The sequence below is a fragment of the Hymenobacter cellulosivorans genome, from assembly GCF_022919135.1.
Taxonomy (GTDB): Bacteria; Bacteroidota; Bacteroidia; order Cytophagales; family Hymenobacteraceae; genus Hymenobacter; species Hymenobacter cellulosivorans.
In genome coordinates, this window is sequence record NZ_CP095049.1 from 4,149,762 (window position 1) to 4,168,583 (window position 18,822).

Here is an 18,822-nt window from a genome sequence, read left to right on the forward strand (position 1 = left end):
GGGCTTTTGGGTAAAATAATGTTTGTCACTAGTAGAGGACGGATTGCTTTGCTCTGTTAGTAATGACAGGCAATTAGCACCTCAGCACATTTAAACTTCAGGCTCCTCGGGCGTGGTTTCGTCTTTGTGCTTTTCCTCGACTACGGCCGGAATGGCCTCGGTGAAAATCAACCCTTTCTGGGCGGCGTGCTCTGCGGCCTGTACCGTGTCCTGCACCAGTAGCATTTCTACTTTGTCGCCGCGCAGCTCTTCTGATACCTTCTCGACCAGCGTGGCGCGGTCGGGGCGGAGCACGTCGCGGATGTAGATGGCCAGGATGCGGCCGGGGTGGCGGCGCACGACTTCGCGGTAAATGTTGGCGTCTTCCTGCCCGCTATCCCCGATGAGCACGAAAGGCAGGGTGGGGTAGGTGAGTAGGATGTTGTCGATTTCGCGCAGCTTGTGCCCGTGGTGCTCCGAAGGGTCCTTGGCGGCCTTACGCACCACGGCGAAGTCGCGCAGCAACAGCGGACCGGGCGGAATCTGGTTCAGGTTCAGAAAGTCTTCCAGCAGGTCATAGAGGTTCCAGGGGCTGCTGCTGACGTAGAAAAATGGGTTGTTGCGCTTGCCATTGCGACCCAGCTGCAGAGCCCGATAAAACTCAGCCACGCCCTTGAAAGGCAGGCGGGAGCGGGCATTGCGCAGCAGCACCGTGCGGGCCATACGCAGAATGTCCGTAGCCGAGGTCTGAATCACCGTGTCGTCCAGGTCGCTGATGATGCCGTACTCGGCGTCGGCCGGCGGAATCAGGACCGGCGCCTGTGCCTTGAGCCCGGCCGGCAGCGGCAGGGGCGGAGGCACGGCCTGTAGCAGCACGTCGACCGGGTACCACATGAAGTCGATGGGCTCGGGTAGGGCCTGAGGCGCCAGGTTCAGGGAAAAATAGCCCTCGTCGTCGGTCACGACCAGGTGCTCCGACTCATCGGCGGGGCGCACTAGCAGTTGGGCACCGGCAATTTCGTTGCTCTCAAACCGCCGGTACATATTCAGCAGGTTGTGCCAGCGCGAGTCGTTCGGGTCGGGTTCGCCGATGCCCTTGTCGGTGAGCAACCGGCCTTTTACGTAGAGGCGGGTGGGCGTGCCGTAGCTGCGGTAGGGTACAATCTGGAGCGGGTCGAGCAGGCCGAGGCGGGTACGGGCCCGCAGGATCAGGTCGTCGGCTTTTTCGGCCCAGTCGCCGAGTTTATCGAGTAGAGGAGCCATAGGTACGGGTAAAGAAAAGAAGCAATTCGCAAACCCTTACGCAGGCAGCCCACGGGCAAGTTGCCCACCACTGGTATTCTCGGCCATAAAAAAAGCCCGTCCGGAAACCGGACGGGCCTTGAAAGGTATGTGGCAGAGCTGTTTAGGGCAGCACACGCTTGAGCGTAGTCAGGTTCGTGTCCGATTCCGTCGATTTCACGCAGCCCAGCTCTTTGGCTTTGGCCTGAATAGAAGAAATACGGTTGTCGGGGTCGGGGTGGGTGCTCAGGAAGGCAGGCGTGCTACTAGGACCTTCGGCTTGCGCCTTGATAAAGAAGCCAGCCGCGCCGTCGCAGGTGTAGGACGTGTTCTGTAGGTAGATTACCGAGTACTGGTCGGCTTCGCTTTCCGCGTCGCGGCTAAACTTGAGCTGGCCCAGGCCGGCCGCTATTTGCGCCAGCTGGTTGGGATTGTTGCCCAGCACCAGGCTCAGCAGAAAATCGATGCCATACTGGGTCTGGAGCTGCTTGGAAGTGTGACGGCGGTCGGCGTGGGCAATTTCGTGGCCCAGCACCCCGGCCAGCTGCGACTCCCGGTCGAGGTACTTAATCAGGCCGGTGTACACGTAGATGTGGCCGCCGGGCGTGGCAAAGGCATTTTTATCGTCCTTCTGCACAATCTTCACGTCCCAGACGAACTCGTTGCGGTAAGTAAGCTTGCCGTTGTTAAGTACCGTGTTAACCACGTTGTCGAGGGCCCGGTAAGCTTCAGCGTTGTTGGCACGGTCCAGCAGCCGGCCGTACTGAGTGGGGTTAGTGCGCATGAGCTCATCGGTTTGTTGAGCTACTGAGTCACCAAGAGCAATATCGTCCTGAACCGAGAATAAGACGACGCCGTCGCCATCTTTTGAGCAGGAAGCGGCACCAAAGGAAGCCGCCGCAAACCCAACCAGGAATAAAGGCTTGAGGAATGAACGATGCATGGGGAAGGCAATATAAAGGAGTAGAGGAAGCGGGAATGACCAGGGCGAAGAAAAAACAGTGCCAAAAGTCTTTCGCCCGATACGCCCCGAAAGCCCTTTCCGTTGCTTTAACCCGCATTTTTAGGGCAAGCTATGCACCGCAGCCCGTGGTTTAGGCCTGATTTTCGGTAGCTTATCCGGCCCAGGCCGGAGTTACTGATGAGCGGTGTTGCCCAACAAAAAAAGTACTACCCCGGCCATTCTGCACCTGGTAGCGTAGGCCGGTACTCACTAGGCCTGCCTGATGTGGCCACGCGAAGGTTGCCGCAGCGTTGAGCTTACTTTCCAGACTATTCTGCGTAGAGAGAAATCCGCCGTGCCAACTCCGGCCGGCGGCGTATTCTGTGCCCCTATGCCTACCACTGCCGCGCCCCGCCCCAAAGTCAAGAAAAAACACCTGCTGCCCCTGGAGGAAGCCCACGATTTGTACAAAGACCCCGCCCGGCAGGCCGAACTGGCCGGCCTGCGCTATCTGCCCGATACCAAAGCCGGCATTACCCGCAAAGCCGGGCGCACGGGCTCGTTTTCATATGTAGATGCCAAGGGCGACAAAGTCACCGACGAGAAGACGCTCAGCCGCATCGGTAGCTTCGTGATTCCGCCGGCCTGGACCGACGTCTGGATTGCCCCCTCAGCCAATGCCCACCTGCAGGTAACCGGGCGCGACGCCAAGGGCCGCAAGCAGTACATCTACCATCCGGCCTGGGACCAGGCGCGCAGCCTGACCAAGTTCAGCCGCCTGCGTGCCTTCGGCGACAAGCTGCCCGAGCTGCGCCAGCGCATCCAGCACGACTTGAAGCGCCCCAAGCTGGACCGGGAGAAGGTCATTGCCTTGGTGCTCACCCTCATGGACCAGTCCTTTATCCGGGTGGGCAACAAGGAATACGCCAAAAAGAACAAAAGCTACGGCCTGACCACCCTGCGTGACCGGCACGTGCAGGTGGCCGGCGACGAGGTGCATTTCACCTTCGTAGGCAAAAAAGGCGTGCCCCACGACGTCAGCCTGCACGACCGGAAACTGGCCCGCCTGGTGCAGAAATGCAAGGAAATTCCCGGCCAGCACCTGTTCCAGTACTACGCCCCCGACGGGCACCGCGCCGAGCTGGAATCAGGCGACGTGAACGAGTACCTGCAGCAGGTGACTGGTTTGCCGTTGTCGGCCAAAGACTTCCGGACCTGGGGCGGTACGGTAAAAATGGTGGAGTGCCTCGAGTCGGTCCTGAATCAGGAGCCGGAGCTGCCCAAGGACAAGGTGCTGAAACGGGCGGTGAAAGACGTAGCGGCGGGCCTGGGCAATACGCCCACCGTGTGCAGCAAGTACTACATTCATCCGCAGGTAGTCGAGCTGTTCCATTCCGACAAGCTCATCGACTACCTGCGCCGCCACGACGCCAACCCCGCCGAAAATGACCTGCTCACGCCCACCGAGCACATGGTGCTCGACATGCTGCAGGAAGTCGATAAGGTCAGGTAAAACGGTACGCAGTTCGTCATAAAAAAGGGCCGCTGGTTTATCCAGTGGCCCTTTCTGTTTGGTGCGTATGTTCTTCTAAAAGCAGCGTCAGTAGCCTTCCCGGTCGTAGGCGTGCATGCTGACGCCATGCTCAGTTTTGTCCTTGAAATCGTGGCCCCGTACGATGGTGTTGCCCCGTTTGGTATCGTAGTAAAACGTCATCTTGCCCCCGCGCTGCACCCGGGAGGTGTTGATAATGGCGTCCTCGTTGGGCCCGCCGTACACGTCGACCCGGATGCTGCGCTTCACCTCACCCCGGATTTCAAACAGGTCTTTGCCCCGCAACCCGTGCAGCACAATACGCTTGGTTTCGTTGGGGTGGAAGCTGCGGCGGTACAGCAACGTGTCGCCGGGTGCCTTTTCGCTCTTGCCCGGAATGCGGTACACGCTCACCACCGTCGCCGTATCCGACTGCCGCTCCACCACAAAGTGCTCGGCCTGGTCGGTGCCGGCTACCGTCACGTGCCGGGCCAGGAGCTGGTAAAACGTGTCGGCGGCTCTGGGTAGCTCGGAGCGGCGGGCCCGCAGGGCGGCGGCTGTGCGGGCGCCTTCCTGGGCGTACACCGGGGCCGGAAACCGGCGCAGGGCCCGGGCCACTACCGTATCGGTCAGGCGCAGCTGCAAGTCGCGGGCTATGGTCTGAAACTGGGCTCGGCTTACTTCCGATAAGGCCCTTTCGTCGATGAAGCGGGCATTTTTTACCAGCCCGCCGATGTCCTCGTACTTGGGCTTGAAGGTGCGAAACTTGCGCACGGCCCAGCGGCGGCTGGCTAGCCACGGCACCAGCCCGTCGCTGAACCGGTAGAAAACCTGGTCCCGGTCTTTGGGCACGGCCCGGTACAGGGTGCGCCCGCCTTTTTCGTACACGGCCCACTGCCACTGACCCTCGTGACGGTCCCAGTCGCCAAGCCACAGGTCGAGCAGCCGGGCGCGGGCAAAGGCTAGCTGGTCAATCTGGTGGGTCGGGTCGGCGTAGCGCTGTTCCAGCATTTGGTCACTGTCTTCCAGGTCGCGGGCACTGCCGAAGGCGGGGGTCAGGTTTTCGGGACCTTCGTACTTTTCTTCCAGCATTACCACCCTGCCCTGAAACAGGTTGGAGTTGGGTCCCAGATTGGTTTCGTCGGGCCGCACATAGTAGGGGCGCGGGTTGGTATGCAGCACGCCGGCGGCTTCGGCCAGGGGCGCTACCACAAACGCTCCGTAGGGGTTGGCCGCCGAAGTAGCATCTCGCACGATGTTAAGCGCAAACGACTTGCGCATCACCTTGGGCAGGGTTTTGTAGGGGTCTTTGTCGAGAGTGCGCAAAGCGTACTGCCGGCCCTGGGCAGCATTGAGCGTGATGCTGGTACTCTGAAAACCGCCGCCCATTTTGCCCGCCTGCAGGCCGCCGGGCACCGTTTTGCGCATGTCAAATACGGGCAGGGTGACGGGCGTGGCCCAGATGTGGCGGTAGTGCTTGCCCCAGAATATATTATGCAGGCCGCCGCGCTGATAATGCCGGCCCACCGTGACGCGCACTGTGTCGGTCAGGACCGGGCCGGTGGCAGCGGGTAGGCGGGCATCGGGTTGAAAAAACTGCTGCCGGACGCAGGAAACACAGCACATGACGGGCAGCAGCCAAAGGTAACGGTAGGTCATTGAGGCGGAAGAAAAGCAGGGCTTGAGTCCTTCAACGCAGGTTTCGCGCAAAAGTCGACAGTAAGGAAGCACAACCGCTACCCGCTGCTTTGCGCTATAAGGGGCAGGACTGGCTGCGGCCGGTCATTTTTTCGCCTTTCCCCCGCGCCCGTGTCTTTTTCTCCGAATGTGTGTAGCCCGACCCTGCTGGGTAGTGCCTTGCTGAGCGTGCTGCTTCTGGATTCCTGTTCGGCCCCGGCGGCCCCCGCCGGTCCGCCGCCCACCATCGGCCCCGACTCTACGGTGCAGGTGGCGGCCGGCACGCAGTACATGCGCGGGCCGGTGCACCGCTTTTTCTGGGGCAAGCACTACCGCAAGCTTTGGGCTACGCCCGTCGAGGCGCCGGTGTTCAACTTGCGCACGGCCGTGCCCGGCGGCCTCACGCCGGTGCAGGAAGGCGGCAGCTTCCAAACCAAGAACCTGCGCCTGGTTGATAAGAACGGGGTGCAGTACGTGCTGCGCTCCGTCGATAAGGACGCCACCAAAGCCCTGCCCGAGGGCTTGCGCGACGGGCCCATCGGCAAGCTGATGAAGGATCAGACCAGCGTTATCAACCCCTACGGGGCCTACATTGTGGCCCCGCTGGCCGCTGCCGCCGGCGTGTACCATACTAATCCGCGGCTGGTGTACGTGGCCGACGACCCGGCCCTGGGCGAGTTTCGGCAGAGCTTTGCCAATGCCCTGTACCTGTTTGAGGAACGCCCCGAGGGCGACCAGCGCACGGTGGGCAGCTTCGGCCGCTCGGCCAAGGTGGAAAGCTCCCGCAAAGTGTTCACCAACCTGGTGACCAACAATCAGCACCGCATCGACGCACGCTGGTATCTGCGGGCCCGCCTGTTTGATATGTGGCTCGGCGACTGGAGCCGGCGGGAAGACCAGTGGCGCTGGGCCAGCTTTCCGGGAGCCGGCGGCGCTACCGTGTACCGGCCCATCCCGCGCGACCGGGACCATGCGTTTTTCAAGTTCGACGACGGGGTCTTTACTCATATCATCGGCTGGGTGAAATCCAATTACCAGAGCTTTCACCAGAAAATTCGCCTGGCTGACGTGGAAGGCCTTAACCGCGCCGCCCGGCCCATGGATAAGTCACTGCTGGTCTACCTCACGGCCCAGGACTTTCAGCAGGTGGCCGATTCCCTGCAGCGCAACCTGTCCGACCAGGTGATTCACAATGCCCTGGCGCTGTGGCCCAAGGCCGTGTATGCTGAGGCCGGGGGTGAGTTTACCGAAAACCTGCGCGGCCGCCGCCAGCAGCTCCCGGCCGTAGCGGCCCGCTTCTACGAGCTGCTGGCCCAGGACGTCGAAATTCCCGGCACCGACGCGCCCGAGCGGTTTGTGCTGGAACCTACGGGGCCCGGACTGCTGCGCGTAAGCCACTACAGCCTGCACACCGGCCGCCCCGACAGCCTAGTCGGCCAGCGCACCTTCAACTACCGGCAGACGCGCTCCATCAAGGTGTTTGGCCTGGGTGGCAACGACGTATTCGAGTTGCGGGGCTTGCCCGACCACCGCTTTGCCATCGGTATCTACGACGGAGCCGGGCAGGACCTGGTAGAGCTCAAAACCACCACCGACGTTGCCAAAGCCCACACGTCGGTGACGGTGTACGACAGCGGCGACGGGAACACGATACGGGCGGCCAAACCCGTGAAAGTGGAGACCTACGTGCCCGCCGCCACCGAGTTTGACGCGGCCGGCTGGCTGCTGCGCCACCGGCTGTTTTAACCCTGGGCTAGGCCACTTTTCCCATGGCGTGGCAGGCAGTATCGGTGCCGCGCAGCCAGTCTTCTGCCGCCTGGTCGTCTTCGAAGTAGCGTACCGTAAACGGTTCCTTGCCCAGGCGCTGCACAATTTGCTGGGTACTCTGCCGATTGAGCACATCATAGGACTGCACCACGGCGCAGTAGCGGTACCCCGCTTCCCGGATAGCCCGCGGCGCCCAGTCCTGGACCAGCCATTCCTGTTCGCCTGCCGGTACGGGCGGCATCAGCTGGTGGTCGGTCAGGATTTTGCAAAGGCCCCTACTGCGCAGTAGGTTCAGAGCCTGTTCGTATACGGCCCGTAGGGCTGCACTGGTAATGGGGACGGGGTTCCAGTCGATGCGTACGTAGCCGAAGGTGAATTCCACCACGTTGGCCAGCTCGTTATGATAATACAGGGACGCGTTGGCAGGATACCGCAAGTCAGCCATAGATGGGAAAGCTAAATCAGAATAAGCAAAAACGAATAGTTGCGGCAGTTGGCAAAATGGAGGCGGTAAGCAGAGCGGAATACTATAATACAGGTAATTGCTGAGCCAAGGCCGTTTTGCGGTGCTTTATTTTGCGCTAATTAGTAACTGCTTGCCCATCTTTACCTTAGATAGGAAGGCTGCCGAACCCGAAAAAGCCTGACTAACCGGAGCTTACGGCTGCAGGGCATAGGCCGTAGTCCTGACCCAGCGGCGGGCGGCTTCCACGTTGCTGAAATACGCCGTACTCAGCGGCGCCAGCCCGTTGGCCTTGTGCATCACGCGGGTTACGCCCTGGCGGTTGAGCACGTCGTCCGACTCCACCACGGCCATGTGCAGAATGTCGAGCTGGGCAAAGCGCGGAAACCAGTCGGCATTGATCCACTCCTGGTCGATAGGGCGAATAACGCGCATGTGCTTAAGGTTGCCAATCCAGGCGCGCACGTGGTACTGCCGGGCCAAGGTGAGACCCGTATTCATACCCTGCCGCAGTTCGGCACTATTAGCAAAGTCGAGCCATTCCAACTCCAGCGCGTGGCCAAACCCATCGTGGTGAATCTGTAGGAAGGGAGCGGTAAACAGTGTTTGCATAGCAGGAACAGTTTACTGAAGGAAAAGCGCGGGCATAATTTCTAGGGTACTGAATATAGGTAAAATCCTATCATAACCCAGGCTCGACAGTAAAAGATGCAACTACTTTCACAGCAAGGCCTGCTCCCGGAAGAAGCAGGCCTTGCTGTTGCTAAAACGTTAGGCTATTTAAATACCTTGACTTTATCCTTATGCTTAGTGCGCAGATATTGCCGGATGATCTGCTGCACATCCTTGTTGTCGTTATATCGGGTAATGACTTCCTTGAAATCGTTGAGCTTGCGGGCTGAAAACTCGCCGTCCACGTAGCCGAAGCCCAGGTAGCGGCCATGCTCCACGACTACCACGGTTTTCTCGTCCTCGCGCCGGCCCTTGCCGATAATAACAAAGGAGCCGTGCTCATAGGTAAAGCTCTCTATGGCTTCCTCTACGCGCTTGTTGTACTCCTCGGCGGGCTCTAGTCCCAGGCAGGCGCCCTTGCAGCGGTGCACCTGGTAGTCGAAGCAGGAACCGTTGGTTTTGTACAGGTCGCAGAGCTTCTGGCACAAATTAAACTTGGCCACCTTATGAAACAGAAAGCCCTTGGCCTTGTACTGGTTGCCCAACGCAATCAGCGGGTGGGACTCGGCGTGGTCGTCGGCGCGGCCGTAGTAAAGGCGCTTGTAGCCGTTTTCGTCGGTGCGCAGAAAGATGCCGGCCGGAAACACCGAGCGGCGCTGGGCCCGGTTGTAGAGCGGCTTCATGCGCTTGATTTCCGCCGACTCGTAGAGCAGGGCCACCAGCTCCGAGCCGGTCAGCTCCCAGGTGATGTCGGAAATGCTGTTCTTGAACTCCAGCGACTTGCGCGACTTATAATCGACGGCGAAGTGCTGCTGAATCCGCTTGTAGATGTTGATGCTCTTGCCGACGTAGATCACCTCGCCCTGCTGGTTGTGAAAGTAATACACGCCCGCCTCCTGGGGCAAAGACGCGACTTTCTCGGGCGTAATATTGGGCGGAAGCAAAGCCGTGCGAATGGCTTCCTGCACCGCCGCCACGCGTCGGGGGCTGGGCTGCTTGGTCGTAACGCCGGCAGGAGAGGCCGCCGGAGCCGCTGCTTTCTTGCTGCGGCCCGCCGGGGCCAGGGCGTCTACCGAGGCCAGCGTGTCGGCGGCCGATACGGTCGGGTTGCGCAGGGCCTCGTCCTGCTGGCTGATTTTGAGCAGGCGGTCAAACAAGATGGCCGTAGCGGCAGCGTCGCCGGCGGCGCGGTGCCGGCCTTCCAGCGGAATGCCGATGTTCTGGCAGAGCTTGCCCAGGCTGTAGCTCGGCTGTCCCGGAATCAGGGAGCGGCTCAGGCGCACGGTGCACAGGGTTTTGCGCGAGTAGTTATAGCCCAGGTCGGCAAACTCCTTTTTCATGAAGGAGTAGTCGAAACGCACGTTGTGGGCCACAAATACGCAGCCCTCGGTCAGCTCGACAATCTTGCGGGCTACCTCGTGAAACTTGGGTGCGTCGCGCACCATGTCGTCGGTAATGCCAGTGAGCTGGGTGATAAAGAAGGGGATCGGCCGGCCCGGATTTACGAGCGTACTGTACTGATCAACGACTTTGTCGCCGTCGTGAATAAATATGGCAACTTCCGTAATGCGGTCCTGGGTAGGCTGCCCGCCGGTAGTTTCAAGGTCAATGATGGCGTACAAATGCGGCGCGGATTCTGGTAAGAGAAGGTATTGCTAGAATTACTAACAAAGATAGCACTCCCAAAGGTTGCACGCCCCAAAGTTTGCGCCCCGGATACTCCGCCGCCCGGCCTAAGATTGGGTAGACACTGGGGTATAAGATTCATTTGTCGGCCAATGCGGCTTTTGCACCCACAAAAAAAGCCCGCCGATTCCGGCGGGCTTTTTTATACAACTTGCTAGGAAAGCCTAGCGCTGGCCTTTCTGCTGGGTAATCCAGTTTTTGGCCGACAGAATTTCGCTGTGCTGCTGCTCAATTACGGTGCGGGCCTGAGCTGGAATTTCCTGCGACTTCAGGGCCGTTTCGTAGGCGGCAAGGGCCGTCGCGTCGCCGGTTTCACACTCGCCCAGAATGGCCGAGTCGTCCTGGCCCGTAATGGCCGATTTGATGTTGATCCAGCCGCGGTGTACAGCGGCGGCGGCATCGGCGACTACACCTTCAATGGTGTTGCCATCTTGAGCATTGATGCCGATTTGCTGAGCCTGCTGGGTCAGCTGCGATACGAACTGGGAGCGCTGCTGGCTGAGCTCGCTGAACTTCGACTTCAGATCGGGGCTGCTCACGCCTTCGGCGGCTTCTTGGTAGCCTTTAGCGGCCGTTTTGTTGATTTCTACGAGGTCGTTATACGCGCGGGCGGTTTCCGAGGTGATAGTTGCCATAAGACAAGAAAAGTTTAGGTGGAAAGAGGTTCGGGGCGCCAGCCAGAAGTGGCCGACTGTGGTTTTATACCCTGAGCCGGACAGTAGGGTTACCAAAAAGATGTTATAAAATTTAGGTGGCGTTGGTTGATACCAAGACTGCCGGCCAAAAAAATACCCCGCCGGCCGAAGCCAGCGGGGTAGCAAAAGTGCCTGGTAAGGGCAAGGACTAGTTGGCCGCATTGGGTTTGCGGCCCAGCAGCCGAGCCCACCAGCTGAGCTCTTTGTTTTTGTCTTTGTCGGGCTTGGTCGAGTCTTCTCCTTCGGCCGTGTCGCCGAGCAGGAAGCCCCAGGGCTCGGTGGTTTTGTTGGCGTCCAGCACCACCTTGATAACGGCCATAATCGGGATGCTCAGAATCATGCCGGGCGTGCCCCAGAGCTCATTGCCTAGAATCAGAGCCAGAATGGCGGCCAGCGGATTGATGCTCACCTGGGAGCCCGTAATCATGGGCGTAATGAAGTTGCCTTCCAAGAACTGCACGAACACGAAAACGCCAATGACACCGGCTGCGTGCAGGGGCGAACCGGTTTCGACCAGAGTAATAATGGCTGGCACCGTGGCCCCAATCATAATGCCGATATAGGGAATAACGGCCAGCACCGAGGCGAAAATGGCAAAGAAGATGGCAAACTTGACACCCAGCGCCAGCAGCCCGATGCCATTAAGCACGGCCACGATGATAATTACCTTGAACAAGCCCGAAATGTAGGCCTGCACCACGGTCTGGATGTTGTCCACGGTGTGCAGCACCACGGTGCGCTTGTCAGGGGCCACGAAGCGGAACATGAACTGGCGCAGATGGTCCCGGTAGAGCAGCAAGCAGAAAATGTAAATCAGGACCTGGGCCAAGTTGCTCAGGGCATTGGTGGTGGTGTTCAGGGTGGTGCCCAGGTAGGTGCCACCCGACTTTTTCAGGGCCTTGACCGTCGATTCCTTGACTTCCTCAATACTCATGGGCTTGTAGCCAAACCGCTGGTGGGCCCATTCCTGGGCCTGGTTGAAGAACTCCACGGTTTTGGTCTGCAGCTTGGGAATCTCGTCCTTGAACTGGGTCAGTTGGGAGCCAAAGGCCAGCACGATACCCGCAAAAAGCACGATTAGCAGCAGCAAACACAGAATAATAGCCCAGACCCGCCCCAGGCCCTTGGCTTCGAGCCACCGGCAGATGGGCAGCAGCAACAAGGTAAAGACGCCGGCAAAGGCCAGGGGCAGCAGCACGTCGTCGAGTACGCGGAGCGAGTACACCAGCAGCACCCCGGCCAGCAGCACGAAGGTAAACTGCACAATGGGGCGCTGCTTGACCTCGGGCTGGGGCTTATGGCCGGAAGGCGGCAAATGGTGTTGGGTAACGGGAGGAAGCATATTGCTAAGAAAATTAGGGAATGTGGGAGTGGTGAAAAGGGGGCTGGAAACGAAAAGGCGGGCTTATTGCTGAACCTTGTGACAAATTTGTAGGTTGTGAAGAACGATTTTGCTAACTTGAGTAGCGAAAACAAGGCGCGGAAAACCTCGATTTTCTGCGTTATTTTACCTCAAATTTGATTTGCGAAAAGTACCATGGCTGACGAAGAACTACCCATCGCTGCAATTCCCGACCACGGCTACACCGAGGACAGCATCCGCTCTCTGGACTGGCGCGAGCATATCCGGCTGCGGCCCGGCATGTACATCGGTAAGCTCGGCGACGGTTCCGCTTACGACGATGGCATCTATGTGTTGGTGAAAGAAGTTATCGACAACTCCATCGACGAGCACGTGATGGGCCACGGCCGCACTATCGACATCAAGATTTCCGACAGCCGGGTGCAGGTGCGCGACTACGGCCGGGGAATTCCGCTGGGCAAGGTGGTGGATGTAGTCAGTAAGATTAATACGGGCGGCAAATACGACTCGAAAGTCTTCCAGAAGTCTGTAGGCTTAAACGGGGTCGGTACCAAGGCGGTTAACGCCCTGAGCAACTACTTCCTGGTGCAGAGCGTGCGCGAGGGCCAGATGAAGGCCGCCGAGTTTGAGCGCGGCATCCTCAAGCAGGACCCTAAGCCGGTCAAAACCAGCCAGCGCAACGGCACGCTGATGGTGTTCCAGCCCGATGACACCATCTTCAAAAACTACCGCTTCATTCCAGAGTACCTGGAAAACCAGATCTGGAACTACGTCTACCTCAACGCGGGGCTGACCATCAACTTCAACGGGCAGAAATACTACTCCGAAAACGGCCTGCTCGACTTGCTTTCCCGCAAAGCCGACGCCGAGACGGTCCGCTACCCCATCATCCACCTCAAGGGGCCCGACATTGAGGTGGCCATGACCCACGGCAACGACTACGGCGAGGAGTACTACTCCTTCGTCAACGGGCAGTATACCACTCAGGGCGGTACTCACCTGGCGGCCTTCCGCGAGGCGGTGGTCAAGACCGTGCGGGAGCACTACAAGAAGGAGTATGATGCGGCTGATATCCGGGCCAGCATCGTGGCGGCCATTTCGGTGCGGGTCCAGGAGCCCGTGTTTGAATCCCAGACCAAAACCAAGCTGGGCTCCATCAATATGGGTGAGGACGGGCCCACCGTGCGCGGCTACATCCTCGACTTCCTCAAGGAGCACCTCGACAACTACCTGCACAAGAACCCGGCCGTAGCCGAGGCCCTCAAGAAGCGCATCGAGCAGAGTGAGCGGGAGCGCAAGGACATGGCAGGCGTGAAAAAGCTGGCCAACCAGCGCGCCAAGAAAGCCAACCTGCACAACCGCAAGCTGCGCGACTGCCGCTTCCACCTGGGTGAGGGCAAGCAGGAAAGTGAGGCCCTGACCACGCTCTTCATCACCGAGGGCGACTCGGCCTCAGGCTCCATTACCAAGAGCCGCAACGTGGAAACGGAAGCCGTATTCAGCTTGCGCGGTAAGCCTCTGAACTGCTTCGGGCTCAAAAAGAAAATTGTCTACGAAAACGAGGAGCTGAATCTCTTGCAGCACGCCCTCAACATCGAGGAGGGCATCGAGGGACTGCGCTACAACCGCGTGGTTATTGCCACCGACGCCGACGTAGACGGGATGCACATCCGCCTGCTGCTGCTGACGTTCTTCCTGCAGTTCTTCCCCGACCTGGTGCGTAATGGCCACGTCTTTATTCTGGAAACTCCGCTGTTCCGGGTGCGCAACAAGAAGACCACCATTTACTGCTACAACGAGCAGGAAAAGCAGGAAGCCATGCGCAAGCTGGGCCGCAACCCCGAAATCACCCGCTTCAAGGGCCTGGGCGAAATCAGCCCCGACGAGTTCGGCAAGTTCATCGGCGACAACATCAAGCTCGAGCCCGTGATTCTGCAGTCGGACCGCTCCATTCAGCAGGTCTTGACCTACTATATGGGCAAGAACACCCCGGCCCGCCAGGAATTTATCATCGACAACCTGCGCCTGGAGAAAGACTTGGTGACCTCCGACGTGCTGCCCGTGAGCGAAGTAGCCGAGGAAGACCTGGCCTTTGCCTAAAAAGCTCTTACCAATTGGCAGCATTCCCGTCGCGCCCCGGCCCAGGGGCACTGTAGTAGCCGAGAGCCACGGAAGGCAGTACCTGCCTATGGGTTCAACTTAATGATAAGATATTCTGACCCCATTCTGGCTCAGTACCACGCAAAACCCCTTGCCAATACCTGGTAAGGGGTTTTTTTGCGTGGTACTGGGCTGTAGGGGCCAGCTTTAAGGTAAGCCAGCCGAAACATGGTTGTGTCCTATAGTATGGCTGAATTATCCGCTTACTTTAGCTCGGAATTCAGGCTGCCTCAGGGCTTGTCGCCTGCCTCTCTGCTACAGAAATACTCTTTTAATTCTTGTTTACTTAATTTCTTTTTTCACCTATGCTACACGTCTACCTAACTGCTACCTGGCGGCCACGGAGCCACCAGGCTCTCCCGTTTTTCCTACTTCTTCTGCTGGCACTGCTGGCGCTGCCTCGGCTGGGGTGGACCCAGGCACCAGCCATCAGCACGGTGCTGAACGCCGACGGCACCCTGCGTTCTGGTGCCCAGGGCTCCTTCGATGCCAAGGGCTACCAACTCAGCTACGGGCAGAATGGCCAGCCCGTATTGCGCCCCGGTGCTTCGGAGTGGAGCCCCCTGGGAGGCGCTGCTCCGGGCCAACAGAATGGCACTATCAGCTTTGTTGATGCCGTGGCCGTGAGCGGCAGCACCATCTACGTGGGCGGGCGCTTCACCATGGCAGGCGGCGTGCCGGCCAACTTCGTAGCCAAATGGGACGGCACGCAGTGGAGCGGCTTGGCCAACGGCGTTGGGGGGCCAGTTAATGCACTGGCCGTTAACGGCAACATCCTCTACGCAGGCGGCTATTTTACCTCCGCTGGCAGCGTATCAACCAACTACGTGGCCCAGTGGGATGGTACACAGTGGAGCAGCCTGGGTACGGGCACCACCAACGGTGTCAATAGCAACGTCTTTGCCCTAACCGTCAGCGGGGGCATACTCTACGTGGGTGGGCAGTTTACGACTGCCGGAGGGATTACGGCTAACCGCGTGGCTAAGTGGGACGGCACCAGTTGGAGCAGTCTAGGAACCGGCACGGCCAACGGAGTGGGAAATATCGTCCAGGCCATTGCCGTGAGCGGTACCTCAGTCTACGTGGGCGGGCAGTTTACCACCGCTGGTGGTAGTACGGCCAACCGCGTGGCTAAGTGGGACGGCACTAGCTGGAGCAGCCTGGGCACGGGCACGGCTAACGGCGTCAGTGATTGGGTGCATGCCCTGGCTGTGGATGGCAACACTGTGTATCTGGGCGGTGACTTTACCAAGGCCGGTGGAGCTGATGCCAGCCGGTTAGCCAAATGGGACGGCACGCAGTGGAGCAACCTGGGTGGCTATGGCGTCAATAATGGTGTACGGGCCCTGGCCCTGGCTGGGAACCGGCTCTTTGTGGGTGGGTTCTTCACCGGCACCGGCGTGGCTGGCACCCAGCAGATTGCCCAGTGGGACGGCACTAGTTGGAGCAGTCTGAACACTGGTACGGCCAGTGCTGTCAATGAGCAAGTACGGGCCTTGGCCGTTAGCAATAACACGCTGGTGGTCGGTGGCTTATTCACTACCGCGGGCGGGGCCATGGCCAATTACGTAGCCCGATGGAACGGCACGTCCTGGAGCAGCGTGGGGCCTGGCACTCCAAACGGGGTAAATAGTACTGTCACCGCCCTGGCCGTCAGCGGTACGAATGTGTACGTGGCCGGTAACTTCACCCAGGCCGGTGAGGTCGAGGCCAATCGGGTAGCGAAATGGGACGGCACCCGCTGGAGCAGCCTGGGCTCGGGCATGAACTTTGGCGTCACTTCCCTGGCCGTGAGTGGCACCACCCTATATGCGGGGGGACACTTTACTCGTGCGGGCGGTGTAACGGCCAACCGGGTGGCCAAGTGGGACGGTACCAACTGGAGCAGCCTGGGTACGGGTGCCGCCAACGGCGTCGGCGGTACGGTATTCTCGCTGGTCGTGAGCGGTAGTACGGTTTACGTGGGCGGTCAGTTCGAGACGGCCGGTGGCCAAGATGTCGCCTATCTAGCCCAGTGGAATGGTACGCAATGGAGCAGGGTAGGCGGCGGCGTTGATGGTAGGGTGTTCGCCCTGGCCGTAAGCGGTACCACCTTCTACGTCGGGGGCGACTTTACCAGGGCCGGTGGTCAGCCCGTCAGCAAGGTAGCTAAGTGGGATGGCACCAGCTGGAGCAGCCTGGGCGCGGGCGTCACCGGCACCGTGAATGCCTTGGCCGCTAGCAGTACGGGAGTGTATGTCGGTGGCCGGTTTACCACGGTCGGAACCTTGTCGACGACATCTGTGGCTCACTGGGACGGTACCCAGTGGAGTAATCTGGGCACCGGTACCAGCGGCGGTACCCAGGGTGCTGGGCCCATATTTTCATTAGCCGTAAGCGGCAACACTCTTTACGCCGGGGGCGACTTTTCCATAGCCGGTGGCCAGCCCGCCAACTGGGTGGCCAGGTGGGACGGTACCAACTGGAGCAGCCTGGGTACCGGTGCCACCAACGGAACCAATTATAGTGTTGCGGCGCTGGCCAGCAGCGGCAATACGTTGTACGTGGGCGGAGCATTTCTTACAGCCGGCGGCCTGGCGGCCAGTAATATAGCTAGCTACGTGCCAGCTTCGCCCACGCTGGCCATGGCCAAATCTTCCGATTCTGCCCCACTGGCGCTCTACCCCAACCCGGTCCACACAGCCGCCACCCTGAGCGGGGCCCGGCCTCAGACCCTGGTGCAGGTGCTCGACGTGCTGGGTCGCCCGGTGCTCACCACCACGGCCGATGCCACCGGCACGGCTCGGCTACAGTTGCCCGCTACCCTGCGGACCGGCGTGTATGTGGTGCGCAGCGGCACCCAGACCACTCGTTTGGTCGTCCAATAAGGGTTCCTTTCCTCTTTTTCTCCTACACAAAACCGCCCCACCTGGCCTGAGCCGGGTGGGGCGGTTTGCTAATCGGGCGCACCGGCAGGGGCCGCGCGTCAGGCCCAGGGCGGGCTTGATAGGCGGCGTAGGTTGAAATATAGTAGATGCGCAGCACCCTAGCCAGCCGTGGAGGTTCGTCGTCGTCATAGCCCGGTTTCGACGCCATATTTCCGGGCTTCGTCTAAGGCGGCTACATCTTTATGCGATACCGCCGTATACATGCAGATTCGTTCTTTGTAGTACGTCCTGCGCTGCGCAGGTCCTCGCTCTTTCCTACCTCAACCCTATGGCATCAACACTACCCTCTTACGGCGCGGGCACCTCCCGCCACTCCGGCACCTCCACTGCCTCGCCCTGGCGGCAGCGGGCAATGGGCTGGCTCTTGCTCCTGGTACTTCTGGGCCTGCTGCTGGCCAGCCGTCACCTCAAAGCCGGGAACTCGCAGGGCAGCCGCCCGACGTTTTCCTTCGGCTGGGGCCAGTAGCACCAACTGAGTAAAATCCTCATCCCGAACCAAACCAAATGAGCCGCTTTCAGCTTCCTGAAAGCGGCTCATTTGGTTTCCGCGTCGGCCGGCGCCGAAATCAGATGGCTACTGCCTGCCACCCGCCTGCGCAGCCCGCCCAACTACGACAGGGGCTCAGGAGCCGCCGAGGACGCCGGCCGCGACTTATCCTGGGGCAGAGGAATAAAATCGTGGTTGTCGGTAGGCGGCAGAGCAATGCGGCCCGCGGCCCAGTCGGCCTTGGCCTGCTCGATTCGCTCCTTGCGCGATGACACGAAATTCCACCAGATAAAGCGCGGCCCGAGCTGTTCACCGCCCAGCAGCATCAGCGTGGTGGCTTCGCGGGCAATGATGACCGGGTCCTGACCCGGCGTGAAGACCAGCAGTTGCCCGGCCGAGTAGAAGTGGCCGGCTACCTCAATCTGTCCCTTGGCCACGTACGCCCCGCGCTCCTGGTAGCCCTGGGGCAGGCCGAAGCGGGTACCGGGCTGCAGCACCACGTGCAGGTAAAACAAGGGCGAGTGAGTCCGGACGTCGTTGCGCAGGCCGTAGGCGTCGCCGGCAATCAGGCGCATCCACACGCCGGGCTCGGTGAAGATGGGCAGTTCCTGGGGCTGGTAGTTGGTAAAGCTCGGGGCCGTTTCCTCGTCGGCTTCGGGCAACGCTACCCAGGTCTGAATCATTTCCAGCTGCCCGCCGGCCAGCGTGGCCGGGTCCTCAAACCGCTCGGAGTGGGCAATGCCGCTGCCCGCCGTCATCCAGTTGACCTCGCCCGGCCGGATGATCTGCTCCACGCCCAGACTGTCGCGGTGCATCACCTGGCCCCCAAACAGGTAACTGACCGTGCTCAGGCCGATGTGGGGGTGGGGCAGCACATCCAGGCTTTGCAGCTGGGAAGCTGGCACGCTGACGGGGCCGGCATGGTCCATAAACACGAACGGACCTACCATGCGCCGCTCCCGAAAGGGCAGAATCCGCTTCACATCGAAGCCGGCGCTGATGGAAGCCTGGCGGGCATTAATAACTAGGTCGAGCATGAGAGAAGGCCAAAAGGTGGAAGACAAAAGGGTGGCAGCAGGGCTTAAATATGGGTCTCTTCGGCCAAATTCTGGGCAATTCAGTCGGGGTTGCGCATAAAATAGTCTCCGGGCAGGCTTAGTCTGTTGAGAAAACTAAACAGGAAAAACCACC

14 protein-coding genes are annotated in these 18,822 nt (G+C 60.0%); 5 read left to right on the top strand and 9 right to left on the bottom strand.

Annotation, left to right across the window (positions count from 1 at the left end; translation table 11 throughout):
* Nucleotides 1-90 precede the first annotated feature (90 nt).
* On the bottom strand, nucleotides 91-1,242 hold the full coding sequence (locus tag MUN80_RS17575; RefSeq protein WP_244714772.1) for an App1 family protein phosphatidate phosphatase: 1,152 nt from the start codon (nucleotides 1,240-1,242) through the stop codon (nucleotides 91-93).
* A 142-nt stretch (nucleotides 1,243-1,384) separates the two neighbouring features.
* Nucleotides 1,385-2,203 (bottom strand): M48 family metalloprotease, encoded by an 819-nt coding sequence (locus tag MUN80_RS17580; RefSeq protein WP_244714773.1) that lies wholly within the window; start codon nucleotides 2,201-2,203, stop codon nucleotides 1,385-1,387.
* Between the two features lie 391 nt (nucleotides 2,204-2,594).
* Between MUN80_RS17580 and MUN80_RS17585 the strand changes: the two genes are divergently transcribed.
* Nucleotides 2,595-3,716 carry a DNA topoisomerase IB gene (locus tag MUN80_RS17585; protein WP_244714774.1) on the top strand — a complete coding sequence of 374 codons (1,122 nt, stop codon included), beginning with the start codon at nucleotides 2,595-2,597 and terminating at the stop codon, nucleotides 3,714-3,716.
* Between the two features lie 87 nt (nucleotides 3,717-3,803).
* Here MUN80_RS17585 and MUN80_RS17590 read toward each other — a convergent pair whose 3' ends face one another.
* Entirely contained in the window at nucleotides 3,804-5,393 is a 1,590-nt protein-coding gene (locus tag MUN80_RS17590; RefSeq protein ID WP_244714775.1) for a hypothetical protein, read from the bottom strand.
* Between the two features lie 150 nt (nucleotides 5,394-5,543).
* Between MUN80_RS17590 and MUN80_RS17595 the strand changes: the two genes are divergently transcribed.
* Nucleotides 5,544-7,157, top strand: a complete 1,614-nt coding sequence (locus MUN80_RS17595) for a hypothetical protein (RefSeq protein WP_244714776.1) — start codon at nucleotides 5,544-5,546, stop codon at nucleotides 7,155-7,157.
* A gap of 7 nt (nucleotides 7,158-7,164) precedes the next feature.
* Here the strand turns inward: MUN80_RS17595 and MUN80_RS17600 are convergent, their stop codons facing one another.
* The 5 genes from MUN80_RS17600 to MUN80_RS17620 all read right to left on the bottom strand — a co-directional run bounded on the left by MUN80_RS17600 (nucleotide 7,165) and on the right by MUN80_RS17620 (nucleotide 12,036).
* Complete coding sequence (locus tag MUN80_RS17600; protein WP_244714777.1) at nucleotides 7,165-7,623, bottom strand: hypothetical protein; 459 nt, start codon at nucleotides 7,621-7,623, stop codon at nucleotides 7,165-7,167.
* A gap of 213 nt (nucleotides 7,624-7,836) precedes the next feature.
* Nucleotides 7,837-8,253 carry a hypothetical protein gene (locus tag MUN80_RS17605; protein ID WP_244714778.1) on the bottom strand — a complete coding sequence of 139 codons (417 nt, stop codon included), beginning with the start codon at nucleotides 8,251-8,253 and terminating at the stop codon, nucleotides 7,837-7,839.
* A gap of 164 nt (nucleotides 8,254-8,417) precedes the next feature.
* A complete protein-coding gene (locus MUN80_RS17610; protein WP_244714779.1) occupies nucleotides 8,418-9,935 on the bottom strand; it encodes an exonuclease domain-containing protein in 1,518 nt (505 codons plus the stop codon).
* 228 nt (nucleotides 9,936-10,163) lie between these two features.
* Nucleotides 10,164-10,634, bottom strand: coding sequence for a ferritin-like domain-containing protein (locus MUN80_RS17615; protein WP_244714780.1), 471 nt, complete (start codon nucleotides 10,632-10,634; stop codon nucleotides 10,164-10,166).
* A gap of 208 nt (nucleotides 10,635-10,842) precedes the next feature.
* The gene (locus tag MUN80_RS17620) at nucleotides 10,843-12,036 is read right to left on the bottom strand and encodes an AI-2E family transporter (RefSeq protein WP_244714781.1); all 1,194 of its coding nucleotides are present in this window, start codon (nucleotides 12,034-12,036) and stop codon (nucleotides 10,843-10,845) included.
* Nucleotides 12,037-12,231: 195 nt separating this feature from the next.
* Here MUN80_RS17620 and MUN80_RS17625 point away from each other — a divergent pair, with 195 nt between their 5' ends.
* The 3 genes from MUN80_RS17625 (at nucleotide 12,232) to MUN80_RS17635 (ending at nucleotide 17,610) form a co-directional block, all read left to right on the top strand.
* Nucleotides 12,232-14,157, top strand: coding sequence for a DNA topoisomerase IV subunit B (locus tag MUN80_RS17625; RefSeq protein WP_244714782.1), 1,926 nt, complete (start codon nucleotides 12,232-12,234; stop codon nucleotides 14,155-14,157).
* Nucleotides 14,158-14,522: 365 nt separating this feature from the next.
* Nucleotides 14,523-17,084 (top strand): T9SS type A sorting domain-containing protein, encoded by a 2,562-nt coding sequence (locus tag MUN80_RS17630; protein WP_244714783.1) that lies wholly within the window; start codon nucleotides 14,523-14,525, stop codon nucleotides 17,082-17,084.
* Nucleotides 17,085-17,412: 328 nt separating this feature from the next.
* On the top strand, nucleotides 17,413-17,610 hold the full coding sequence (locus MUN80_RS17635) for a hypothetical protein (RefSeq protein ID WP_244714784.1): 198 nt from the start codon (nucleotides 17,413-17,415) through the stop codon (nucleotides 17,608-17,610).
* A 143-nt stretch (nucleotides 17,611-17,753) separates the two neighbouring features.
* On the opposite strand, the gene MUN80_RS17640 is transcribed toward MUN80_RS17635, so the two are convergent.
* On the bottom strand, nucleotides 17,754-18,668 hold the full coding sequence (locus MUN80_RS17640; RefSeq protein ID WP_244714785.1) for a pirin family protein: 915 nt from the start codon (nucleotides 18,666-18,668) through the stop codon (nucleotides 17,754-17,756).
* Between the last annotated feature and the right edge of the window lie 154 nt (nucleotides 18,669-18,822).